Annotated in this window: 18 protein-coding genes, 2 tRNA genes and 1 pseudogene; 4 read left to right on the top strand and 17 right to left on the bottom strand. The window is 34.9% G+C overall.

Features of this window, described 5'->3' with window-relative positions:
• Window positions 1–225: 225 nt before the first annotated feature.
• Together L0B53_RS04115 and L0B53_RS04110 are read left to right on the top strand one after the other, a co-directional pair.
• Window positions 226–302 (top strand) — tRNA-Val (locus tag L0B53_RS04115).
• Between the two features lie 34 nt (window positions 303–336).
• Window positions 337–413: transfer RNA gene (locus L0B53_RS04110), tRNA-Val, on the top strand.
• Between the two features lie 647 nt (window positions 414–1,060).
• Here L0B53_RS04110 and L0B53_RS04105 read toward each other — a convergent pair.
• From L0B53_RS04105 to L0B53_RS04075, 7 genes are all read right to left on the bottom strand, one after another.
• Complete coding sequence (locus tag L0B53_RS04105) at window positions 1,061–2,644, bottom strand: glycosyltransferase family 39 protein (protein WP_235059181.1); 1,584 nt, start codon at window positions 2,642–2,644, stop codon at window positions 1,061–1,063.
• Between the two features lie 56 nt (window positions 2,645–2,700).
• Window positions 2,701–3,360: a TVP38/TMEM64 family protein gene (locus tag L0B53_RS04100; RefSeq protein ID WP_235059180.1), complete on the bottom strand. Its 660-nt coding sequence runs from the start codon at window positions 3,358–3,360 to the stop codon at window positions 2,701–2,703.
• Window positions 3,361–3,366: 6 nt separating this feature from the next.
• Complete coding sequence (locus L0B53_RS04095; RefSeq protein WP_235059179.1) at window positions 3,367–4,098, bottom strand: glycosyltransferase family 2 protein; 732 nt, start codon at window positions 4,096–4,098, stop codon at window positions 3,367–3,369.
• 104 nt (window positions 4,099–4,202) lie between these two features.
• Window positions 4,203–4,775 carry a cytochrome b/b6 domain-containing protein gene (locus tag L0B53_RS04090; RefSeq protein WP_235059178.1) on the bottom strand — a complete coding sequence of 191 codons (573 nt, stop codon included), beginning with the start codon at window positions 4,773–4,775 and terminating at the stop codon, window positions 4,203–4,205.
• Between the two features lie 636 nt (window positions 4,776–5,411).
• A complete protein-coding gene (locus L0B53_RS04085) occupies window positions 5,412–5,822 on the bottom strand; it encodes a YeeE/YedE family protein (RefSeq protein ID WP_235059177.1) in 411 nt (136 codons plus the stop codon).
• A 9-nt stretch (window positions 5,823–5,831) separates the two neighbouring features.
• Complete coding sequence (locus L0B53_RS04080) at window positions 5,832–6,251, bottom strand: YeeE/YedE family protein (RefSeq protein ID WP_235059722.1); 420 nt, start codon at window positions 6,249–6,251, stop codon at window positions 5,832–5,834.
• Window positions 6,252–6,260: 9 nt separating this feature from the next.
• A complete protein-coding gene (locus L0B53_RS04075) occupies window positions 6,261–6,554 on the bottom strand; it encodes a helix-turn-helix transcriptional regulator (protein ID WP_235059176.1) in 294 nt (97 codons plus the stop codon).
• Window positions 6,555–6,760: 206 nt separating this feature from the next.
• On the opposite strand from L0B53_RS04075, the gene L0B53_RS04070 reads away from it, so the two are divergent.
• Window positions 6,761–8,407 carry an FAD-dependent oxidoreductase gene (locus L0B53_RS04070; RefSeq protein WP_235059175.1) on the top strand — a complete coding sequence of 549 codons (1,647 nt, stop codon included), beginning with the start codon at window positions 6,761–6,763 and terminating at the stop codon, window positions 8,405–8,407.
• Between the two features lie 439 nt (window positions 8,408–8,846).
• Window positions 8,847–9,116, top strand: a complete 270-nt coding sequence (locus tag L0B53_RS04065) for a hypothetical protein (protein WP_235059174.1) — start codon at window positions 8,847–8,849, stop codon at window positions 9,114–9,116.
• A 231-nt stretch (window positions 9,117–9,347) separates the two neighbouring features.
• On the opposite strand, the gene L0B53_RS04060 is transcribed toward L0B53_RS04065, so the two are convergent.
• The 10 genes and pseudogenes from L0B53_RS04060 to L0B53_RS04015 form a co-directional block, all read right to left on the bottom strand.
• The gene (locus L0B53_RS04060) at window positions 9,348–10,553 is read right to left on the bottom strand and encodes a tyrosine-type recombinase/integrase (RefSeq protein WP_235059173.1); all 1,206 of its coding nucleotides are present in this window, start codon (window positions 10,551–10,553) and stop codon (window positions 9,348–9,350) included.
• A complete protein-coding gene (locus L0B53_RS04055) occupies window positions 10,546–10,782 on the bottom strand; it encodes a hypothetical protein (protein ID WP_235059172.1) in 237 nt (78 codons plus the stop codon). The genes L0B53_RS04060 and L0B53_RS04055 overlap by 8 nt, the downstream gene beginning before the upstream one ends.
• Window positions 10,783–10,888: 106 nt before the next feature.
• Complete coding sequence (locus L0B53_RS04050; protein WP_235059171.1) at window positions 10,889–11,512, bottom strand: hypothetical protein; 624 nt, start codon at window positions 11,510–11,512, stop codon at window positions 10,889–10,891.
• 597 nt (window positions 11,513–12,109) lie between these two features.
• Window positions 12,110–15,334, bottom strand: a complete 3,225-nt coding sequence (locus L0B53_RS04045; RefSeq protein ID WP_235059170.1) for a tyrosine-type recombinase/integrase — start codon at window positions 15,332–15,334, stop codon at window positions 12,110–12,112.
• Entirely contained in the window at window positions 15,316–17,748 is a 2,433-nt protein-coding gene (locus tag L0B53_RS04040; protein ID WP_235059169.1) for a hypothetical protein, read from the bottom strand. The genes L0B53_RS04045 and L0B53_RS04040 overlap by 19 nt, the downstream gene beginning before the upstream one ends.
• Window positions 17,749–17,798: 50 nt before the next feature.
• On the bottom strand, window positions 17,799–18,362 hold the full coding sequence (locus tag L0B53_RS04035) for a hypothetical protein (RefSeq protein WP_235059168.1): 564 nt from the start codon (window positions 18,360–18,362) through the stop codon (window positions 17,799–17,801).
• Window positions 18,363–18,570: 208 nt separating this feature from the next.
• Complete coding sequence (locus L0B53_RS04030) at window positions 18,571–21,006, bottom strand: DEAD/DEAH box helicase family protein (protein WP_235059167.1); 2,436 nt, start codon at window positions 21,004–21,006, stop codon at window positions 18,571–18,573.
• A 13-nt stretch (window positions 21,007–21,019) separates the two neighbouring features.
• The gene (locus L0B53_RS04025; RefSeq protein ID WP_409202796.1) at window positions 21,020–21,601 is read right to left on the bottom strand and encodes a class I SAM-dependent methyltransferase; all 582 of its coding nucleotides are present in this window, start codon (window positions 21,599–21,601) and stop codon (window positions 21,020–21,022) included.
• Between the two features lie 455 nt (window positions 21,602–22,056).
• Entirely contained in the window at window positions 22,057–22,728 is a 672-nt protein-coding gene (locus L0B53_RS04020; RefSeq protein ID WP_235059165.1) for a WYL domain-containing protein, read from the bottom strand.
• Window positions 22,729–22,870: 142 nt separating this feature from the next.
• Window positions 22,871–23,386 (bottom strand): annotated as a pseudogene (locus L0B53_RS04015) (transposase); the annotation flags it as partial.
• Window positions 23,387–23,616 lie beyond the last annotated feature (230 nt).

Raw genomic sequence — 23,616 nt, 5'->3', positions numbered from 1 at the left:
GTTCGTGATCTTACATGTTCAAAATTAGATCACGTTACTATTCAAACAATGACACATGACCATCCAACATAAATTGTTTAATCTTTAATCTGAAAATAACGATTAAGATGAAAAAAACACCAAGATGATTAAAATTAAAGCATACAGTTTTTTCACTGTTGACAGTAAGTTAGAGTGATCGTAGTATATCCCCCGTAGCAGAGATTAAGACTCTCTATTACTTGTGCGTCCGTAGCTCAGTTGGTTAGAGTACCGCCTTGACATGGCGGGGGTCGGTGATTCGAGTTCACTCGGACGCACCATTTTTCTTGCTTAATTATGCAGAAAACACAATTTGCCCGCTTAGCTCAGTTGGTTAGAGTACTTGCATGACATGCAAGGTGTCACTGGTTCGAGTCCAGTAGCGGGCACCATATTTAAACAAAAAAGCCTACTCAATGAGTAGGCTTTTTTGTATCTATTCAATTAGTTAATGCTTTATATCTTTTACTTAAACCGTATACTTTTAAGCCTTAGTCATAAAAAAGTAAAAATCTTGAATATTAGGACTACCCACAAAAACCGTCTTCGCAACAAAAATTAAACATTTAATAATTATTCACGACGTTTGTCTGAGTTGTCACCAGCCGTCACCACGGTGACAGATGGTGACAAACCAGTAAATTTTAGACTCATAAATGAACGTGAATATAAGTGATTAAATCTTAATTTTAAAATGAATATAAAAAATTTTTAAACACTTTATACCACTACTCCCACTAAGATACCGAAGATGATTTACTGCCTTTATTTTTAGGGTAAATATCCATCTTCGAACCCCACAGTCAATCTAAAAAATCTTGATATAAATGAATATTCAAGCAAAGGTTATACTAACTAAGCAATCCATTAATCAGTAATAAGTTAACGAGCAAGGCTACTCTAACTCACAAGTGGACAAAAGTGTGTTAGGTATCCAATATATTAAGGGTTAATCAAAATGTAAGGATATTCTGAGTTATGGACGAATCTATTCGTCCACGACATCATTAAGCAAAAAGTTAGTAATTTAGTTTTTAACTTAATCACTTTCCTTTAGATAATCATATAATGTTGAAGCCTTAATTAAGGCTTGATAGCGATTACGAAACGCATGAATGAATATAGCCTTATTTTCTATTTTTTCTTTATGTTTAACTGTATAAACAATTACTGCATCAGGGTGTTCTGCTAGCCACGTCATTGTGTCTTGTCCCTTAACTAACGTTAAAGGGTGAGTTAATCTACCATTAAACTGATAGGTATCAGGATAGTCTCCCAAATACGCTACCTCCGTTCCTTTATCTTGTTCAGCTTTAACAGCCATTGACATTGGCTTAGTATCATAAGCGCTGTATAACATTGGGCTTGTGGTAGCTAAGGTTGCCATGATTGATAAAGGTAAGGATAGAAATAGTATGGATAAGTAATATTTTCCAAGTTTCTCACCTTTATACAGTAACCAACATAATATCAAAGGGACAATAAACAAAATTTCATAAACATGGACATCACTAACAGTTGTAAATACATAATGAACCCAAAATCGGCTAGATAGCATTGCTATAGATAAACTTAGCAATAAGGCAATTAGCCCATACTCTCTAACAAATTTATATTGTAGATTTAATTTTGAAGAGATATAGATGGCTAACATTGGAAACGTTGGAAATAGGTAGTGTATCTGTTTTCCACTCACTAAACTGAAAAGAACAAATGTTGAGGCGAAACCGATGAGCGTATAACGATCACCTAATGATATTAATCGCCAAGTATTTCTTTGCCAAAATCCCCGTAAAACAATCCAAGGTAGAGTTAAGACAGGTAAAACTTGAAGATACCAGTAGATTGGACGAGCATGTGCAAAAGAATGAAGCATTCTTCCTGCTGTTTGCCCCCAAAGTAATTCATTTCGATACTCTGCACCTCCCATAATCACGGCTGGTACTACCCAAAGCAATAGGATAACTACCGCAAGACCAATTGAGATAAATCCTTTTTTAAACCATGTTTTATTGTTTATCATTTCAGTATGAGACCAAAATGGATAGGTTAAAAATAAAGGAAGTGTATAAATAAAGACAGCAGGGCCTTTAGTTAATAGCCCTATACCTAGCGCAATACCGGAAATATAAACATATTTTGATTTATACGTTAATGCAAATTGATAGCTAGATAATAGATAACTTAGCACTGCCACAGTTAATAGTAAATCAAACATTGTCAGTGAACTATAAAGTAACCAGCCAGAAAAACCGAGTAGAAGTAATGGACTATATGATACCCCATCATTCTTTGGGTATACTTTTTTTGCTAAATGATAAATTAACACAAAATTGATTAGTGATAAAAAAGGAACAATAAGTCGTGTTGCTAACTCTGAAACACCAAAAATCCCCCATGTGATATTAATTAACCAAAACATCATTGGGGGTTTGTGTGCATATGTTGCGCCATTAATATGTGGGACTAACCAATTATTATTCATCCACATTTCCCAAGCGACAGATACATAACGAGTTTCATCAATTGGTAGTAGGGGGCGAATAGAAATACCAATAAATATTATCACTAGCGCGAAGAATAGCGTCACTATAAGGGGCTTTCGATGTTGAATTTGATTCAATGTTCTTTACTCCAAAGAATTACTCATATTGATAAAGTAAACTATAGTTCGAATTGTTACTGATTATCCATCACTATCATCGATTTCACATGGTGCTTATAAAGATAAGCAGTGAGTACAAGACTAATAAAGAAAAGTCCAAGACTGATACTTAACTGTAAGTGATTCGTATCACTAACTCCCGTTCCAGCTAAACAAAATATGATAACTTGGGGGATATACCCAATAAAGCTGGCACTAATAAAAGAGAGAAAAGGAATACCTAAACTTCCAGCAAAAAGGTTTGTAGCCAAATTACTTCCAATGGGGAAAATTCGTAATATCAACACCTTGATAAATGCTTTATCCCCTATAAACTGTTTGAACTTCTGTATTTTTTTTGACGAATGATGCCTGAAATATGACTGTAAAGAGAACGATGAAAAGCTATAGGTTAGTACAGCCACAAGCATATAGATTGCCATTGTCAATAATACCCCTTCTCTCAAGCCATAAATAAAACCATAGGAAAACGCAATAATTTGCTTAGGCCCTCCAACCCCGACTAATAGCATTGCAAATAAGAACAAGATAATATGACCTGTCGTACCATGACTACTTACATAATGATAAAGCCACTGGTTATTAAGCAAATGTTGTAAAAAGGCATTTTTTGATAAAAAATATAAACCAATGATAATTAGAAATATCATTATTGATTTTAACCATTTATTCATAACTAATTATTCAACATGCTCAATGGTATACGTAGGTTTCTTCGCTCTTTTAACTAGCCACATCACTCCGATAATATCAACAATTCCCACCCACACACGATTCCATGCTGTATAATTGGACGTCCCTTCCATTCTATCTCGATGATCAACTGGGAATATATTAATTTCCCCTCCTATACGCTTAATTAAGGCCGGAAGGAAACGATGCATATGGTCAAAGTAAGGCAGCGCTAAAAAGGTATCTCTAGGAAAGATTTTAAGACCACATCCAGAGTCGGGAACACCATCATTTAGCAAGCTTTGTCTAATTTTATTCGCAACTTTTGATTGAAATCGTATCCATTGAGTATCTTTACGTTTATTGCGATAACCTGCTATACAGTAATGATGATTGGTAATACATTCAGTTAATTCCAACATTTCTGGAATATCTGCTGGATTATTTTGGCCATCGGCATCCAATGTGACAATAACTGAACCCTTGGCATTTTTAACTGCAGAGTGAACAGCCGTACTTTGACCGCAACTATATTGATGTTTAATGATTTGAAGTGAGCAATTTAATGCTTTTGCAGTTGAAAGGGCTTCAGTGACTGTATTATCAGTACTTCCATCATCCGTAATCACAATTTCAAAGTTAGTTGAAAGGTTAAGTGCTTGATGGATTTCTGTTATCAGTTGACCAATATTTCCTTGCTCATTCTTTGCAGGGATAACTACTGAAACTAATTCGGTCATAATGTTCCTCTTTACCTTTTTGTAAAATAAGTACGTATTGACAATATAATGAAAATACTTTTAATGAATCTAATGGAATCTATTTATTACTGAAAGACGTATATTTATAGCATAGATGACTTTTTATACCTTCTTGTCTCTACGAGTATATGTAATACCCCCATCAGACCATGAGCATAGAAATAAGTTTCAATTAAGCCAACCGTAGTTTTATGAATAGTAAGAAAAAAAGATGCATCAAGCCCAGCTTTTATAGCAACAAACCAAGCAACACCGGTCAACAAGGATGATAGCAACGCTAATAATCCGAAACCTTCAACTGTTGCAGCTAAACCACTTGGAGAAGGCTGGGGTAACTTGCATTGCTTGAGAATAAGTAAATCAACTTTTAATTGATAAAAGTATTTGAATGCCCAAGGATAAAGGTCTTTGCATGTTCGACGTTTGATGATAATAAAAACAAATAGCAAGCAAATAGGCAATAAAAGTATACCACTGTATATATGTATGAGACTTAATGTAGAGATATCTGCCCAAATAGCGTGATGATTTATATGCATTAATCCTGACGAAAGAATTTGGATTAAAACCCAAAGTACAGTTAATCCATGTAGTATTTGCTCAACTTTCGGAAGCGTTGAAAAAACACGTTTTATCGCTGAAATATACTGATTCATATTAAACCTGAGGAAAAATTTCCGCCACTATACCAACTAAAAAAACAAACTCAGTTATTAATAATGAAAACTAATGTTGTTTATGACTTGTCATAAAGCTGTAATATAAGAATGGTAATTGTAGTTAATAATGAATAAGGTTTAGAGGTTTTATGAGTAAATACACTTATGTAGAAATAATTTTAGCTATATTGGGTTGGCTTATTCTGCTTTATTTAGCAATTACTCATTGGGATAAACTATTTTAGTTAATTTAATAAGTCATTATTGCAAGTTGGTAACATAGCAATACTACAACTTTTTCGTAGCCTAACTGAAATGAGTGTTCTGTTTAAATTATTCCCCTTCTAACTCGTTTTGGGGCATTTCCGAGTTAGAGATATGAGATAGTTTCTTGTTCGACAACCCCATTTTCGTTAAAGCTAAGCTAAAACCTTCTGAATAGCCAACACGAACCCATTCTTAAACAAAGGGCGACCATCTTCATCTTTGACCACAACATTGGAACTGATAATTGTTCAGGGTGTAACCTAAATATATTTGCAGCTCACTTCATTTGAACAAGGAATACTCAAAGAAGTAAGTAGCAACCTTTAATATAGAAAGAGTTGATTGAGGAGGGAAAGATTTAAAAGTTTATTTTATCCATTTTTTTGTGACAAACAAACCAAGCATCATAAAGAGAAAGAAGACAATTGCACCACTATTGCCACTTGCAAGCGATGAGACAACAGGGCCAGGACAGATCCCCCCCAATCCCCAACCCAGACCAAAAATACTCGCACCGACAATAAGGCGTTTATCGATAGATTGTTTATTACTTATAGCAAACTCTTTGCTATATACAGGTTTAGAGCATGGTTTAATAATTAGAAAGTAACAAGGTAAGAAAACAAGCAGAGCACCACCCATTACAAAGGCTAAATCTGGCTTCCAATTACCAGCAACATCCAGAAATGCCAAAACAACTTCAGGGATCACCATACCAGACAGAGCCATACCCATTCCAAATAAGAGTCCACTTATTAGTGCAATAAAGAAAAACATCTGTGTCCCCTATAAAACATGAAAACGAATAAATACAGTGATAGCAGCAACCAGCATAAATGTACAAGTTGCAGTGATGGAGCGTTTAGATAAACGGCCCATACCACATATACCATGGCCACTAGTACATCCATTACCGAGTTTTGTGCCTATACCGACAATGAATCCTATAAAGGCAAGATAAAAGTAAGAGTGATCATAACTCGATGGAAGCTCTGTTCCAAAAAGCTTAGAGCCTAAAATACCACCGATAACCATACCTATAATAAAAAGTACTCGCCAGAAGAAATCCTTTTGTGTCGGTGAAAGTAAGCCTGATACGATACCACTGATCCCCGCAATCTTGCCGTTAAAAAGAAGTAATAAAACAGCAGATACGCCGAGTAGCATGCCACCAAATAGTGACAGCCAAGGAAGTTGAAATGTCATCATTTAACCTTAAACACAGTAAATTGAGTGAAGACAACCAATTAATTGTCGAATTTTTTCATCAGCAAGTGAATAAAAAACCTGTTGCGACTCTTTTCTAACACTAACCAAATTGTGCTTTTTTAAAACACTCAAGTGTTGAGAAAATGCAGATTGGCTAAGTTCGGAGGTTTTTTGTAACTCACCCGCCCCTACTTCACCACCCATTAATGTGCACAATACAAGGAGCCTTTCAGGGTGTGCCATAACTTTCAATTGTTCCGAAACTTGTGCCGCTTTTGGTCTTAATTCTGCGATATTCATGATTCACCACTTTAAATTCTTTTTTCTAGTTTAGTTAATCTGTATATTAAGTCAAGCTAATTTAGCTTTTTTTGAATTAGCAAAAATTACATTAGTATTATCTAATTTAGGTGTTATTATAAATTTATAGCAACTGATCATGAAAAGCAGCTAAGGTGTGCAGATGATTAGGTGGAAATGATTAATTTATCTTTGGAGTATTTAAAATGCCTAAAATTCTTATTGTAGGTGGTGTTGCTGGCGGTGCTTCGGCCGCAGCAAGAGCACGAAGATTAAGTGAAGACGCTGAAATCGTTATCTTTGAAAAAGGACCTTATATCTCATTTGCAAATTGCGGCTTGCCTTATCATATTGGTGGCGATATACCAAAACGAGAAAACCTATTATTACAGACGCCGGAAAGCTTTCTTGCACGATTTAATGTCGATGTAAGAGTGATGAATGAGGTGATTGCTATTGATCGTTCAAAGAAGCAAGTGACGATCAAAAATCTATTGGATAATACACAATATCAAGAAAATTATGATTTTCTCCTGTTAAGTCCAGGTGCTTCACCTGTTATTCCTCCGATTCTAGGGTTGGATAACCCTTTAACGTATTCACTACGTAATATTCCCGATATGGATAAAATTATTTCAACCATTGAGGAGAACAGACCAGAACATGCAACGGTTGTAGGTGGTGGTTTTATTGGTTTAGAAATGGTAGAGGCGTTTCATCAATTAGGCATTAAAACAACGTTAATTGAGATGGCCGATCAGGTGATGACTCCAATCGACAGAGAAATGGCTGGATTAGTGCATGCTGAAATTAGAGAAAAAAATATAGATTTACAGCTAGGTGTGGCACTTTCAGCAGTTGAGCACAAAGACAAAACCCTCTCATTGACACTTTCGAATAAGACTAGTCTAGAAACAAACCTACTTATTATGGCGATTGGTGTAAAACCAGATAATCAATTAGCTAAAACTGCTGGTTTGGAACTGGGTGATTTTGGTGGTATCTCTACGAATAAATATATGCAAACAAGTGATCCTGCTATTTTTGCTGTGGGTGATGCAATTGAAGATGCAGATTTTGTCACGGGCAAACCTGGTCTAGTTCCTCTTGCTGGTCCTGCAAATCGTCAGGGGCGAATGGCGGCTAATAATATGTTTGGACGTCAAGAAGCTTATCATGGCACACAAGGCACTGCGATCTGTAAGGTCTTTGATCTTGCTGTTGCATCAACAGGGAAAAATGAGAAACAGCTTGTACAAGAGGGGATGGTTTACCAAAAAGCATATGTTCATACGGCAAGCCATGCGAGCTATTATCCCGGGGCTGAAACGGTATCATTAAAATTGTTGTTTGCGCCTCAAAACGGAAAAATACTCGGTGCTCAAGCTGTTGGTAAGGATGGTGTCGATAAGCGTATTGATATTCTGGCGGTAGCACAACGTGCAGGAATGACTGTTGAACAGTTACAACATTTGGAATTAACTTATGCGCCCCCATACGGTAGTGCTAAAGATGTGATCAATCAAGTCGCTTTTGTTGCTAGCAATATTTTAAAAGGTGATACAGACCCCATCCATTTTGATGAAATCGATAACTTAAATGGAAATCAACTGCTACTAGATGTAAGAAATCCGGGAGAGTTAGAAAAAGTTGGTTATATTTCTGGTGCCATCAATATTCCAGTGGATCAGTTAAGAAATCGACTTAACGAGCTGCCAAAAGAAAAAGAGATCATTATCTACTGCCAAGTTGGTTTGCGCGGTAACGTTGCATATCGTCAATTAGTCAACAATGGCTATAAAGCGAAGAATTTAATCGGCGGTTATCAAACGTATAAGTTTGCTAAACTATAACCTTGTTCAAATAAACCTCAGAATTAACAAACATCCCTTAATCAGCTCAATTAAGGGGTGTTTGTTTATATATAATTGAATAATTTTCCTTCCTTTTACTTTAACACGCTTTGGGGCCATTCAACGAGTTAGCCAGAACAATCTTTAGCACACCTTTGGACAAAAACATGTTAGATCCTCTAGTAATTTATACTTTCAAGCGGTTCATTATAAAATCTCATGTAACTTAGAGTTAACTATCTAGCAAAGGCCGATTCGAGCTTTTTGTTAAGCTTTACTTATCAAACAAGCCTCATTATGGTGTTTTTATGCCAAGAAGATTTTCTTTGTTTATCAGTTACGTAGTGATTTAATACACATAAGGTCAGATATATTAAATATTGTTTTAGAATGGAAAGAACTTATAATTAAATATTAAAAGTTATTTAGGCTTAGTATTATGGTTAAAGTGAGAAAGCAAATTACTGATGTATGGGAAACAGTTGAAGAACTAAAAAAAGATATTGAAATTGTAAGTAAGCCATTTGAAATTTGGCACTCCCATAATTCAACTGGTTTATGTGATACTAATTATTCTCCTGAAGATAAAGCGCTTGAAGCTCTTTGTCAGTTTAATGGTGTTGAGTTAGCATCCACAAAATTACAATTGATCCTTGATAATTGTTTTGATAAATCGACTCAAACTGGCGGTGGCTGGGTAAAGGGTTAGACATAGCTCTGTTGTGCGAATCCAAAAAAAGGAGCTGAAATAATCAGATCCTTTTCTAGTTGCTGTAACAAACTTTGAGGTACAAATGAGTTAACTAAACTTTCTAGTGACTCCTTTTGGATCACTTTCTGTTTCATGTTCCCTAGACACAAAAAACCCACTGATAAATCAATGGCTTTCCACATCTAATATAGAGGAGAAATAGGGATTTGAACCCTATCTTATTTAAAGTCAATCCAGTTCATTATCTTTCAATAGTTTTTCAAACGCACTACCATCATTTCTCGTTAAGTTAGGTACAAATCGGCTATACGTTTGAAAGAGCATTTTTGTTGTTGTATGTCCCATTTGCCGAGCAATCCATTCTGGTGCTTCCCCTGCTGCTAACATTAAAGTAGCATAAGTATGCCTTGTCTCATAAGGACGGCGATACTTCATACCCATCTCAATCAATGCAGGTTTCCAAACCCTATCCCGAACATTCTTTTTATCCAGCGGATTACCAGCTTTATTGCAGAAAACAAACTCATTATTACCTGTTTCTCTAAATTGAGCTTGCAGAGCTTCATAAACTGAGCTTGTCATTTGAATATCTCTTGCTGATCCAATAGTTTTAGCTGTATCCATACGCCCATGAACAAACGTCTCACGAACAGAAACCGTTCGACGTTTAAAATCAACATATTGCCATTTCAAACCATCAATTTCAGACGTTCTCATCCCAGTGAAAAAGCGTACAGTAAAATAGTTTTTAAAGTCTAAGCGAATATGCTGTAAAAAATACATCACTTCATCAAGATCAAATGGTTGTACATCTCGTCTATCAATTCGCAGGGCTTTAATATTTTCAAATGGTGTTCTGAAGCCAAATCGATCACCTGCTTCTGACAACATCATTCTAAGTGGTGTCATCACATGATTAATAAATTCAGCCGAAAGCTTCTTTCCATTGTCCCTCGGTTTCGCTATTTCAGCTCGAAACTTCAACAACTCATGCCGCTCTATTCTATCCATTTCTTTCTCACCAAAATGAGGAACTAAGTAGCTATAAAGATAAATTCTCATACTCTCTTTATAACTTTCTTTCCAACGACTTTCATTTTCTGCGTACCATTCTTCAGTGAAATCTTCAAATGTAATACAACCACGACCTTGAACTTGTTGAACTGCATTTTTATAATGGCCGAGCATCTCCTCCTTTTTTAATTCTGCGGCATTATCTTGTTTGATGAATTTAACAACACGGGGAGAGTCAGGAAAATAATCTCGATAGACAAAACACCCTAATCGAATATCTGCATCTATTTTCTTTAACAACTTCTGCAGCTTTCTCTCATTTACTAAATTGTTTGATAATTGAGTATGTTCTCTACAACGTACTTTTTGATACATAAAGTCCAAGTAAAGCTTTTCATTTCTTACACCTACACTAGCCATGACAAATACGTCCTCCAGCCATTGGAATATACATATGATTTCTTGATGCAGAACGATAAAGTTCAACTTCAATCGCTTCCCAAATATATAAAATTTTCCCACCTTTAAATGGTCGAATATAATGGATCCCTTCCATGAATATTGAATCTCGCAATTGTGAGCTAATATAGTTCGGCGTATATTTTATTTTCTCTGCGAGCTCTTTTGTTGTTAGCAATGTCTGATCCATAGGAACTCCTATGATAATTAATTTCAATAACCCAGTTAGCTCTTAAAAACAATTAAGAGCTAACTGTTCATAAATAAGGTAACGTTAGTAAAGTTCCATAAACACTCTACAACATCGGTTTATTTAAACAATTTTGATTAAGGATTGATTCATTAAAATATAATCTGACATTAGTAAATGTCATTCCATCAATGGTATAACTAGGGCTATTTGATTCGCAATAACAACGGAGGTGTTTATTATATTTGTCATCAACAAAGATAATAAACGCATTAAATCTTATTTCTGATTTAGGGTAAATAGATTGAAGTCTAATCGCTTGCAATAAATAACGACAAAAACGTAAATGTCGAATCCACAAAGACTCAATCTCTGTTTGATTAGAAATACGATTAATCACATTAAAGAAGAGGGATAACGGTAGAGTAAGATCCCGTTTCACTAGAGTAACCATATCAAATAAGGTCTTCTCAGAGGGTTGTTCAATGGTTAAATAGTCTCTATATTGAGCAAGGGCGCTTCTAACCGCTGTATTTCTTTTATATTTATTTATGAATAAACGAGCATTCTTTTTCATGTATATCCAAGAATGCCTTTGACTCAAATCATGACACTGCTTGAGTTTCGTTTCATTAAAAAATACATGGGAACTTAAACCTAAAGCAAAATGCTCCAAATTTGATTGACTGGAAAGAAAACAATCAGTCATAGAAATCATATTATTAAGCATATCTCTCTCCTCTTATCTGACAAATGGGAGAGAACCTAGTGCTTCCTATGAACCTGAAAGTGACATTGTCATAAAAATTATGACTTATTGAAAGGTTTGGTTTTTTATCAGCAAGACACTGCCAATAAGAAAAGAATATTAACAATGAACTTTCAATACTTTGCTTTAAGTTATGAAAGTAAAGGGTGTGAGTGTGAGTCATATCACGACCTCCATCAAATTAGATCTATCCCTAACCGATGGAATTCGCTAGAATATATCCATCGGCTGGGTTGGGTTTCAAAGTCTGGGCAGCCGGTACGGGGTAGAAGGGTTGCCGCCCTTCTACTCCAACTGCAAATCTTAACTACTGACACAATCTAAATAATCGAGTAGTTAATTAATTTCAATTCTAGCGTTTATTATTCAATTGTCCATAGCTTAAAATATAATTCCTTATAAATTACTGCTATCTTATTAATTTAAAATAAGAACTATTTTAAATTAATTTTATGATCAAACATTATATAAATAAGATAATTAAACCTCACTACTGCTGCCTGTCCAAATTGGACAATTAATAATATTATTTCTCATCAATCACACCTTTTTCACTCATTATTTCTTGATAGATGCTAAACAACCATAAAAAAATAATAAAAGCGCGCGTCCTTTTTTTCGCTCTTTTTTATTTGCACTTTGAGTGACATCTATAATAGCCGGCATATTACTCTCCAACCTTTCCAGATAATGAATAGACACATAACTTTTTTTATTAGTTAAATATTTTGCCTCATCAGTAATAATGGGGCGTCTTTTTACATTATTCAGATAAGGTAGAATCCCAGTTGAATCCTTTGAGATATAGACATCAAACTGAATATCATTCAAATTCAATTGATTTAATTTTTGATACCACCAGCTTAAGTATTGGGTGTATATCTCTCCTTCCTTTCTCATTTCTTCTCGCGAAAGAACGCTGACATCAATGTTAATGTACCATTTCAGTTCAATTTTATCTTGAGGTAGTTCCAAATCAGCCATTAACTTGAGTAAATGTATCGTTAGTTTCGTATCAGACGTTCTCAATAGATGGCTTTTAGCTCGAACTAAGTTTTTAAGTAAAGGATATAAAGGTTGATAAAACGATGTATCTACTCCATTACCATTAAAAACAAACCTTTGATATCGTTGTATAAACTCAGTCAATTGCTTGAGTTGTCTTTTATTTTTTAATAGCAGGCTCAATTGTCGTGTTAATAATCGATTCTGAGTAATAAGTTCATTAGCATGTTTATCAACAATACCAAATACGCCCTGAACAACACTGACCGGAATACCCAAATGATTTGCCACTTCATAAACATTCTGTTGGTTAAACTTACGTCTGATTATCTGCCAGCACTGAACTAATGTTAATGGGGCTTTCAATGCTTTCTCTTGTGGTAATAACCCACTGATCTCAACAATATCATGGAGCAGCGGATATTCAACATCTATTGGCTGATAAATACTAGACTTCTGTTCTTGTACAAGTGATAATCTCGGTCGTCCTGAAAACCCTTGTTCAACCTTATAACCCCAATGCTCAGTTAATAATTTCCGGGATGGTTTTAAATCACTCTTATATTTATAAAAATTGATAAAATCATCAATATGGATATAATTTGATGTCGTCACACTCACATGAGAATGACCAAGTAAGCTAGATAATGCCCATAATTTTTTCCGAGTTGCCGTTTCTAGTCCTAAGCGCTTTTCCAACTTCAATTGGTATTCTATACTTAGATATTTGTGAAGAAAGGCTTGATTAAATAACGTATCTTCAATTTTCATTTCGCTTCGATTAAGCAAGAACCAATTCCAACTCGCAAATGAATGACGTAAATACTGAAATCTAAATGAACTATCTCCAGTAACAACACGCATCACTTCTATTAATAATGTAAATGCTCGATTAATCATTGTTTTATTTGGAAAAATTAGGCTCCGATATTGTGTATATCGATGTTTATGGCGTTGTACATAATCACTAAAAAAACGTAATAACTCTTCTGGCATGAGAACATCAATAGGAAGGTTTCTGGCGCTACTTGTTGTTTTAAGCTTTCTATATTCATTCGCTCGAATCGACAAGACAGCATAGTTTCCAATGTGAACAAAATCTTGATACTGGAGTCCAGTAATTTCTCCACGTCGCAGACCACAATAAAACCCTAAACAAAAGATAATTAATGCGTAATCCGTCAGTACATGCTCTTCATCCAGTAACAATTTAATAACTTTATCAGCTTCATAATGACTTAAAATATTCGCATCCACATTTTGCTTGGAAATCGCGATATCTAAGTCAGTTAAGCTCATTCCTTGGCAAACGTCAGAATTAATTAAAAATTCAGTAAAGTATAATACATACTTTCTTTTGCTGGCAGCGCCAATAGATTCTGCCGTAAGATTAAGTTTTTCAGCCCATTCATCACTTGATAATAAACTAGGATCGCACCCTATAAATTCTAAAAGAAATGGCTCAGCCACATACCTAATATAACTTTCAATGGTATTCTCTCGTAAATACTTCTTCTTCATTCCACCTTGTTTTAACAATTTATAAAGCCAAGATTTTACTAACCATAACCATGGCAACTCGGTTGCAGAACGTGTACAACTAAGATCATCTCTTAGTTTTGATATCAATGCATTTCGAGCAAGTTGTAACTGTGTTTTTTTTAAAGGTTGATTACTTGCCCCTTTTAGTAACGAAAATAACTTCATCAATTGGTCTAATTGGCTAGAAACAGTCTTTTCCTTGATCAGGCTATAAGCCACAAGGTCACTCTCATTTAGAGAAGAACAAACTCTTTTCCATAAACTCCCTTGCCGCTTAGTAAGCATGTCTGTTGTCTGAATCACTCTTGATTGATGATTCTCAACGGGTTTATTATGGATAAGGCGAAATAGAGTATTATTGGATAAGTTAACTGTTGATAAAAGACCAGAATTCAATGCAAAACGACTAGCACTTCCCATTAAAGCGGTTTGTATCTTCTCTGCAGATTTTAGATGACTGAAGCATATAGAATATGGAAAATCTGTACCTTTCTTATCAAGATAAAGATTGATGCAACCAATTAAGCTTTTCTTTGGTTTTTTAGCATCCCAGTTTATGCGATACATCATAATTAAGGATTCGGCCAACGGTGACAACAATATATTATTATCACCTTGACGATAAACCCACTGTTGATGAAACCGAAGTAAATTATCTTGCGTTGTTATCAAATCGACGATGTCTTTTTGTATTGTTATTCCCTCTTTTAAGCAGAGAAACATCCCCAGTTGACCAAACTCTTGTTCCTGATCTAACTTACTATCTAATTGATTATCAATTATGCCATATAAGAAAGAAGATAAATTTTCCAAATAGAGCACCTCAGGTCTTAGTAATGGTTTCTCTCGCTTTATTTCCACACTATGCGAAAGCTCTGGATAACTAAACCCTGTTATTTTTTTATATATGATTAAAAAGAGTTCCAGTAAACCTAAATACAGATCTGACTGCTCAGTTTCTTTTGGGAATTTATTCTGAATAGTCGTTAACGATTTTGAGCTGATTGTCTTTTTCTTTAGATCAATTTCGAGTAAGCGTTGTATCCACTTTAAAACCTTATTAATCTGATTCTGTCGTTGTTTTTTTAGTTTCTCACGTCTAACAAAGGTCAACGAATCGATCTCAATAGGGCTTTTCGTATTTAACAGCATTAAGCCATCCAGCTTAAATTGATTTTGGATCTCAACTTGCTTCTTTTCAGTGAATAATTGATGATCTAAAGCTTTGATGGGCAAACCTCCCACCCTAACTCATTGACTAAGTAATCTAAAACCGGAGTTATCTCCTTAATAGCATCTGATGTACCTAATGTTGATTCAATACTAAGTGGCATTTCGCCAACGCTCCAATGACCTAATTGAAAATAGACTAATTCATTCCTAACTCCATGCTCTTCCAGATAATTCGCTAAAAAGTGCCTAGCATAATTGGAAGGAATGAAATCTTCCCCCGTATAAAATTTACTCATGAGCCAGCTTGTCGTTACATTAAGAGATTTAAATTTTCCAGCTTGGTATTCAATATAAAATAATGGCCCAACCTCTTTCATTTTAGCTTCTTTATATTTCATAATTTTATTTATTCTATCACTCGACTTTTCTCTTACAGAACGAACAAGTACATTAGTCGTTGTAATTGCATGTGTTGCTATAGGTTCATTAATTAAGGAGAAGGCTAGACCCAGTTTGATTAGGTGCTTTTTATATTCTTCTAATTGCTGATTCAATGCAGATGGTATTGCAATAACACGGGTGTGTGAAAAATCAATCGTATCTTTATCGCTAATACACATTCCTGAATAGGCATAAAAATGGAAGTTGAAAAATGGTAGAGGATGATTGACCGCTCGATACCCCGTACACGATTGAATAAAGTGTGTGATATAGAGGACATAATCATTGTGATATTGAATGAGTGCCTGAATATCCCCTGACTGATACAAGCTTATACTGCGCTTTAATTTAAGTAATAGTTCATTTACTAATGATTGGAGCTTGTCGGTTTTAAGTACATAAAAAGAGCCAACAGAACCATCTAATGGCCATTGTTCTCCCAACAAAGGCTCATCAAAATTATTGATCATACTCTTAACATGAGAATATACCTTTTTCCAGAATCCAAATATTCCATCTTGAAGTTCAGCATAGGTATAATGTTGATAATGCCGAGGTGCACGGGTTAAATAGCTCATTTTAGAAAAAGCAAAATCAAAAATCACCGGATTACATAAATTTGAAGCATGAAGATAGTTTTGGGTGAATCGAGTGATCCGTTTTAAACTCAACTGAAAATAACTTTTCTTTGAGAAGTTTTTCAACAACTGATTAATTGCAGTTAAAGTTAGTTTATCTTCACTGATTGCAAGAAGACGATCATTGATATTCTTACTATTGAGATGTAAAAAACTGACTAAGAATATAGGAACTTGCGTAATTGCCACATGTGAAGATGAGTTCAACATATCAGATTTAAGAATCTTATCTTTAATCACTGTTTTTTTTAATTGGAACTTAAAATAATAATGCTCATTAAGTTTAAAGACACCATTACCATCAGCGTATTGATCATTGATAATTGTCAAATACTGCAAGTCTATTAATGCTTTCCCTGTCCACAAAGTTAACATCAAAAAAGCAATGAGCTCGTGGCGAGGGATCCCTTTAATTTTATTCTTATTTGTCTTATGTTCTTCACACCAATTTAAGAAAATAAAGAGCTCATGAGGCTGAAGGATATTCTTATTCAACAATGTAAGATTATGACTTTTACCTATACTTCTCGAAATATTAAGTACTTTTGATGATTTAATACGATCATCATATAAAATAGACGCATCTGGCAAAATATGGCTAGGTTTCTCTTTTTCATCTAAAGGAAGCCTAACATTCATCAATGGCGGATACGCTTCTTCTGGAAGGAAATCACCCGGAATCCCTTTTTTCTTACTCTTTTTTAGCTTCAATAATAGAGCCATACTATTATCAGGTGCTCCAATTAACTGCTCTTCACTTCCAACTTTATTGAAACTCATTCTAAAATCAAAATTTCGGCGAGCAAATCGCCTTGTTCCCCACTCTAATTTATAAAAATTAGCGATAGCAGAAACTCTTGACGCAAAATTCTCGGAGTCTTTTAATGACTGATATTTCTCTTTATATGTATCACTAATCTGATAGGTATTATTAAACAATGTAACAACAGGAAAATTAAAATCAGCATAAGAGCTTAATAAGCGAAAACTTGTTGCAGCGCTGAGTGCTTTGTCTTTTTCAAGTAAAAACTCTTCATGTTTTCTGAAATGCTTAAAAAATAGAAGTGTATGTAACTCAACCCCTCTTTTAGATTCACACTCATGATATTTAAGTAAAATGACATATAAATAACGGCGCTCACACCAATTTTTTTGATAGGCTGTATTTTTAAATGTTTCAGTATCAGCCATAGTATTATTGACAATTAACTCACAAAATTGATGAAGTAACGTATTTTCAAGATCAAAGGTTTGTTTAAAAAGATCAGGGTAAGACTCCTCAAGCCTTAACAATGCATTTAATACAGGCCCGAGCCCTCGGCAATGAGGCGGGGTCTGAATACTCTGTAAAAACTCTACCATTAAAAATATTGATTGAGGTTCTAAACCATCAACCACACTATCTGGCAGATCCTCAATAGAAATGAGCTCTAATGGCAAATTATCGGTCATAAACCTCGCTCTGAAATATTTAAACGTCGAGCAAGTTCAGCTTTTGTCGTGATGTGCGGGTATAAGCTTTGCCACTCTTTTGATTGAAATAAACTCCGCTTCCCTTCATCGACATTAAACCATGATTGTAAATAATGTCCTATTTCATTTGAATGACTCGTAAATCCAAGATTTAGTAAATGATGTGTGAGTTCACTAAGAAAGATTTGTCTCTTTAAATGTAGTGGTGGTTTTTGATTAAAAACAGCAATAGGAAATAATGAGTCTTTATTGATGTATTCTTTTGCGGAACAATAAAGCAACTCTTTATATGTAAAAAATCCAGAAAGAAGGTAATAACGAGAACGATATTGATAAGCCAGCATCATATTTTGATAGGCTCTAATATTCAATAATGCGGGCTTTACATCCAATATTCCATAACTCAATCGTGTTCCTGAAACAGGATCTGCTTTTTGAATGAGATTCTGAAGATCAGGATCAACTTTGATATCATCAATGAGCGCCATTTTAACCTCAGGTTCTTTCATCAATAATTTTTCAAGATCGCGTTGCATCATCCTCTCTTCCCTATCAATCTTCTATTAAGACTAGATGAAAAAAAAGAATAATTCAAAATGATGTAACAAATAACTAATCTACCTTTCAAGTCATAGATACTAAACGGTCTCTTGACTACAAAAAAACCGACAAACTACGTCTATTTGAGCCATATGCATTACCCTCCTTGGTAAAAGGTTATTTTAATATAGAGTCAACTTGTTCGTGTCATGACCGTCTATCAGTATATTTAGCTATTTGAAAATCTACCAATTCTTTAACCGCATCATTAAAGTACTGGGTAAGTTCTGGTTCAATATCAAAATTTGCTACTAGAACATCATTAACATTACTAAACCATGAATTATTTTTGTCTGTGTTCCCACCTATAAATGCATTAATTGGGTTATCTAACCAATATTTTTGCCATTTAACAGAGTTTGCTGCTACTCCTTGCATCTTTTCTGTTAGATCTGAGTTCTTTAACTTAGGGTACCTTGATAATACATGCCAACTTTTTATTGAGAGTTTCTCAATCGAGGGAGGAGTAAGAAAACCATTAAGTTCAAGATAAGCTTCTAATAAAATAGCTTTAAAGCATTTCGTCATACTCATTTTTTGTATAACATTAAAAAAGAAAGCCCCATGCTGATCAACTAATCTCTGTAGCAATATATCATTAGACATCGTAGCAACGATATTAAACCAGCTCCCATGTTGCTTATTCACCTTCTTAAAATCACAATCTGCACGATAATATTCTACGGCTCTTGGTCTATGTCCTAAGTGATTAGTAAGGTTATTAAAGTCATCAATAGCGGTATAACGTAATTGTTTGGTCAATTCTTGCCAGAAATCAACTAATTCAGGTTCAAGATTAATAAAGCACCCAATTCCTAACTTTGGACTAGCAATAGACACTCCGCGATGTTGGTTATGAACTTTAGTAGATGTAATGCCAAGAGCTTCTTGTTTATTTAAAAATGAACGGTGATTACCAATAAAATCTAATACGACCAAATGTTTTTTATTTTCATGACAACGTAAGCCACGTCCAAGCTGTTGAAGAAAAATAATATTAGACTCAGTTGGTCGAAGCATCATTACAGTATCAATAGAGGGCAAATCAGTTCCTTCATTAAATAAGTCAACTGTAAAAAGTATTTGAACAACACCTCTATCTAATAAAGACAGCGCTTCATTCCGTCTAGTTGGAGAGCTACTATGTACAGACAGAGCTTTATACCCCAGCTCAAAGTAACGCTTGTTAAATTGTTCAGCCATGAAATCAGCGTGTCTTCGAGAAATACAGAAAGCAAGTGTCCGTGATTGATGTTTCAACTCCCAGTGCTTGAATATATGCTCGGCTCTATGTATTGTAGCGAACTGAGCATCAATAGTACTTGGATCAAATTTGCCATTACGCCATGGAATTTCTTGATAATCAACAGAACTATCCCAAATTCCAAAATAATGAAATGGAACAAGGATTCCCCCATCTATGCCATGTACTAAATTACGTTCAAAAACTAAGTTATCATGACAAAGTGATAAAATATTAGCTTGATCGGTTCGTTCTGGTGTTGCAGTTAACCCAAGCAAAAACTCTGGTTCAAAGTGATTAAGAATGTTTAAATATGTAGCTGTGCTAGCATGATGAAATTCATCAACTACAATATAATCAAAGTAATTAGGTTCAAATTTATTCAAATGCTTAACTTTACCTATACTTTGAACCGAAGCAAACAACATAGCTTTATCTTGTTCCTTGTTCTTTCCATTAAAATAACCAGCTGATTTTTCCGGCCACAGTTTAGCAAACGTATTTAATGCTTGAGTTAGAATTTCTTCTCTATGAGCAACAAATAAAACACGCTTAGCATTTAATTGTCTAGCATCAAATGCTGAAAGCCATGTTTTTCCCATTCCTGTACCCATTACGACTAACCCTCGTCTATTTCCTTCAGACCTAGTAAGAGCAAGAGCCTCAAGTGCATTTAACTGAACTAAATTAGGGGTGTAATCATCTTCATCTAAAAGTGTTGAATCACCAATAACAGATAGTTTCGGTGGCTTTCTGCGTTGAATGTAAGTATCAATCCACTTATCAGTAAGCTTTATTGAACAAGGGTGTTCAAATAGCAAGCCGAATTCCTTACGAATACTATTAAATTGAATTGCAGAAAATGAATCCTCTGGGGGGTAATAATCTAATCGAAGGCACCATTCGTAACCGTCTGTTAATGCAGATTTACTAATATTATTTGATCCAATAAAAGCAGAACCACTAAAAAAAGTTTGTGGTGAATCATTACAAACGAATATATATGACTTTAGGTGGAAGCTGCGGTTAGTGGTTACAAAAATTTTAACCTCGATATCATCATCAAGATCCATAAGGGAACGGAGAGCAATAGGATGTGTAATATGTAAGTAATCTGAAGTTAATACTTTTAATTTAAGAGGGCGTGAGTGTGATTTTTTTTGCTCTATTGCTTCATGAATACTTGGTAATAATAAATCTAACCCTGATGGCTGAATAAAAGATACTGCAATTTCTATTTCTGTCGCATTGTTAATAGCATGTATCAACTGTGGTAATAACGGATTATCCCCTCCCGTAGTAAGTAAGTTATCTTGAATAGTCAAAGGTTGTATTGACACTGTCACACCTCCATTAATCCTTAATTAAGATAGCATTTAACCATTGTTCTGATTCTCTTTCTGGTCTAGCATCCGAACTCACCCATGTACATTTAACTTTTAAAGCCGAATTAAAAATTATACTCTCTAAACTTTGCTCATTCATATCCGTAAAAAGGCGACCGTTACGTAACTTATCTCCCTCGCCATATTTAAATGAACAGTAAAAAACACCATTGGGTTTTAATAATTTCCCTAGCCGCAAAAAAACACTTGGAAGCTCTTTGTCTGGAACGTGTAATAGAGAAGCACAAGCCCATATAGCATCAAAGCTTGCTATTTTAGCAGAAAATGTCTTAAATGTTGATTTAGAAACAGTTAACCCCAAATACTCACTAGCCAATTTGACTAATGATTCACTCGCATCGAAAGCAGTAACTTGATAGCCTAAATTTAAGAAGTTTTTACTATCACGACCTGAGCCACATCCCGCATCTAATATAGTTCCATTATTAGGTACATGAGGTAAGAACTGTTCATAAAGTTCAGTGACATTTACATTTACTGTTGAGTCAAAGAAACCCTTAGCATTGTTATTGTAATATTGATTGGTAATGCTCATGATATTAACCATCTAAAATTTAAACTATTAAATTGTACTAATCAGAATTATTCTTCTAAGTAGCTACACGAAAGTCAAGCTAATTCAAGCTATTGATATTTAACAATAAATCTCCAAAATAAAATCCCAAAAAACTTTTTAGTGCCTACTTATTGATTCTAACTAATCATAAACTAGTTGTGATATCAATTCACGGATTAATAATCCATAAATTACGATTATTAAACTCACACATACTATTCAATGGTTTCTAGGGTATTCGAATTACAAGTCCATAACATTCCAATAAATCAAAAAATACACTTTATAGTCAGACACATACAACCATCCTCATCCAACACAGTCCATTCTCATGAATAGCCTCTATGAGAACTTCAGATACTTTGTTAGTTACCTATTAATATTTTAATAGCCTTTTTATTCGTTTTTAACAATTTTCATTACTTAAGCTAAACATTTTCCACCCCATAAAGTGTAGGCTTATTTTTCAACCAAAGCTGATACTGTTGACCAGTAGACGAAGCTGCAGCGGTACAATCCACATTCCAACGTCGTAATAAATACCCTGCTAGTGCGGCTCTTACTTCTAAATGGCAAACGTTATTCTCCATCCTGTAATCCAAGGCAATAGCTTCAAGGTGTTTTACATTCTTTGGGTGAAGCAGCATCCATTGCTTATCTGCGAGCTTTCTTTGATTGTCCTTTACCTCATCATCATTGATAGCAACAGATTTAATTATCGACAAAACAAAGTCCCTAAAAGCTTGATGCTCACAATCATAAGCACGCATATGCCAGCGCAGCCCATTATCGATAATGGAGTGCGGGATAACTTTCTTTTCTTTTTCACCACTCGACAATGATACATACGTCATTGTTAGCGCCTTATCATTCTTAATGGCACGACAGACTGTCGCGACATGATGAATATCTGGAATAATCAGTTTAGATGGGGCTTCAAAGGGTAAGTCTATTTGCCCGATGATAGTATCAGTACCGGAGAGCTGCGTTACTAACTCACTCATTGCCTTTTGGTTGTCATGACAAAAAAGTGGCTTAAATTCATCTGATGCAAAGTAACATTTAACCGAATTATCGTAATACAAATTTTGTGGGGCCATTTCTTTATACAAACTAATATCACGAGAGGCCACCGAGAGCCCCGACTTAAAGTGTTCAACCACTTCTGATTGTGTTGATTGAATTCTATGGAGTAAAAGAAAAGGCTCTTCGACGTTTCAAGTGGATTTCAATATTTCAGCGGCTATCAAACAGCGAGTCCAGATGGCTTTGTTTTGGTTGAATGCCTTGAGACCGGCATTGATAAATTCCCTTCTCAGTCAGCAAGTTAAGACCTACAGGAGAAATAGGCTCTCCCGAATCAGCATCAACGAGTAGAGAGGCTTGTAACTCGTACCCTACATCCAAAACATGGGACATCTGAGTCTTATCAAGCTTACTTTGATGTTTGTAAAAATTGATATGACACCAGTCATGCGCCATTAAGGCATAGCGACTTTTCGTCTCTTTTACTCCAGATCTTGCTAGTCCGAGCATCGGACTGCTCAGCATAGGAAGGGTCACATTGTCATTGTGGTAAAAGCGCCATGTGGCTTGAGTAGAAGCCCAAGATTGCGTATGGTGCTCTAATGATTTAGCGCCAGGGGCATTAGTCGAATTCACAGTCATATGTTCCATAATGATGGTCTGATAACGTTTAGAAAGTCTTGATTCTAAGAAGCATGGAAGTTGATGTTGTTCGAAAAGAGTCATAATCAGTACACGTAAAAAAAGAGTCAATTCTCTTGATCATTGATCTTTAGATCAGTTCCCCTAATCAAATCAATTGCTCAATACATGACCAATCTGTGTAGATACCTATGGCCTAAATGTGGTGCGGAATGTCGGATCTATTGTTTGAATTTGTTTAAAAAAATCAATTTATTATACTAATATTACTTAGTGGTTAAATAAATTTAAACTAGAGATAAGTACTTAAGAACAAGGAT

The organism is Vibrio sp. SS-MA-C1-2 (assembly GCF_021513135.1).
GTDB lineage: Bacteria > Pseudomonadota > Gammaproteobacteria > Enterobacterales > Vibrionaceae.
The sequence above is the reverse complement of the archived record's forward strand: the minus strand, read 5'-3'. Positions and strand labels throughout refer to the sequence as shown.

Excerpts from the sequence above, each read along its gene's own strand:
- L0B53_RS04100 (WP_235059180.1), bottom strand. The coding sequence starts at position 3,360 with ATGAATAAATGGTTAAAATCAATAATGATATTTCTAATTATCATTGGT.
- L0B53_RS04095 (WP_235059179.1), bottom strand. The coding sequence starts at position 4,098 with ATGACCGAATTAGTTTCAGTAGTTATCCCTGCAAAGAATGAGCAAGGA.
- L0B53_RS04090 (WP_235059178.1), bottom strand. The coding sequence starts at position 4,775 with ATGAATCAGTATATTTCAGCGATAAAACGTGTTTTTTCAACGCTTCCG.
- L0B53_RS04085 (WP_235059177.1), bottom strand. The coding sequence starts at position 5,822 with ATGTTTTTCTTTATTGCACTAATAAGTGGACTCTTATTTGGAATGGGT.
- L0B53_RS04080 (WP_235059722.1), bottom strand. The coding sequence starts at position 6,251 with ATGACATTTCAACTTCCTTGGCTGTCACTATTTGGTGGCATGCTACTC.
- L0B53_RS04075 (WP_235059176.1), bottom strand. The coding sequence starts at position 6,554 with ATGAATATCGCAGAATTAAGACCAAAAGCGGCACAAGTTTCGGAACAA.
- L0B53_RS04070 (WP_235059175.1), top strand. The coding sequence starts at position 6,761 with ATGCCTAAAATTCTTATTGTAGGTGGTGTTGCTGGCGGTGCTTCGGCC.
- L0B53_RS04065 (WP_235059174.1), top strand. The coding sequence starts at position 8,847 with ATGGTTAAAGTGAGAAAGCAAATTACTGATGTATGGGAAACAGTTGAA.
- L0B53_RS04060 (WP_235059173.1), bottom strand. The coding sequence starts at position 10,553 with ATGGCTAGTGTAGGTGTAAGAAATGAAAAGCTTTACTTGGACTTTATG.
- L0B53_RS04055 (WP_235059172.1), bottom strand. The coding sequence starts at position 10,782 with ATGGATCAGACATTGCTAACAACAAAAGAGCTCGCAGAGAAAATAAAA.
- L0B53_RS04050 (WP_235059171.1), bottom strand. The coding sequence starts at position 11,512 with ATGCTTAATAATATGATTTCTATGACTGATTGTTTTCTTTCCAGTCAA.
- L0B53_RS04035 (WP_235059168.1), bottom strand. The coding sequence starts at position 18,362 with ATGATGCAACGCGATCTTGAAAAATTATTGATGAAAGAACCTGAGGTT.
- L0B53_RS04020 (WP_235059165.1), bottom strand. The coding sequence starts at position 22,728 with ATGGCCCCACAAAATTTGTATTACGATAATTCGGTTAAATGTTACTTT.